Here is a 922-nt window from a genome sequence, read left to right on the forward strand (position 1 = left end):
AGCTATTCTTTGGTGATTTGTGGTGTGTGGTCTGGGGTTATGGTGGCATGCGGACACACTTTTCTTTACTTAACCCGGGGTAGGGGCTCGAGTGAGGGGCTCTGGATTAAGCGGGGGCAGGGGCTCGAGTTAGAGGCTCGAGTTAGAGGTCAGCCACTCATCGATGAGCTATTCACTTATGGTTCCGCTGGGGCTCATCGATAAGTGAATAGATTATCCATAAGTGCGCGCCAAATGTCTGCAAACGTGACAAGAAATACCACTGCCTACCTGCTGATTTGTGCTTAGTGGTGATTTCGGGTTAATCTTTGCAAGGCTTCACGGAGAGCACAGAGCGAAACGAAGCGGTCAACAATTGGCCACAGAGTTACGTGCTGGGTTTAACGGATGCTGATGCCCCCTTAGCTCAGTCGGCAGAGCGTTTCCATGGTAAGGAAAAGGTCGACAGTTCGATTCTGTCAGGGGGCTCTGTTCTTTTATACGGACTTATGTCCGGTAGAGAATAGGGGCGATGTAGCTCAGATGGTGAGAGCGCACGACTCATAATCGTGAGGTCGGGGGTTCGATCCCCCCCATCGCTACTACGGACAGTGATGTTCGTCGAACCCCGCCTTGATTATGCAGCAATGCAGTAAGGTGGGACATTGTCAGCTAAGGACTGAGAAGTTCTTTCGCTGGTGGTGAAGGGGCGTGGCTCAATTGGTAGAGCAGCGGTCTCCAAAACCGCAGGTTGCAGGTTCGAGTCCTGTCGCCCCTGCAAGTACCCGTCATCCAGGGCGTATGAAAATGCGTCTGGGTGGCGGGTTTTTCGTTTATGTTCGGTGGCGGTGGGGCAATGCGAGTTACGGGTTAAGTGACAAAAAGTGTGTCCGCTCGGTGTGTCGCCGGGTGGGCCCTTTTTATCTCATGGGCCCTTTCCGGA

Annotated in this window: 3 tRNA genes; all 3 read left to right on the forward strand. The window is 53.0% G+C overall.

Annotated features, from left to right (window positions below):
- Positions 1-395 precede the first annotated feature (395 nt).
- Positions 396-468 (forward strand) — tRNA-Thr (locus QP982_RS10620).
- 39 nt (positions 469-507) lie between these two features.
- Positions 508-581 (forward strand) — tRNA-Met (locus QP982_RS10625).
- A gap of 103 nt (positions 582-684) precedes the next feature.
- Positions 685-757 (forward strand) — tRNA-Trp (locus tag QP982_RS10630).
- Positions 758-922 lie beyond the last annotated feature (165 nt).

The organism is Corynebacterium sp. MSK019, from assembly GCF_030232425.1.
GTDB lineage: Bacteria > Actinomycetota > Actinomycetes > Mycobacteriales > Mycobacteriaceae > Corynebacterium > Corynebacterium jeikeium_D.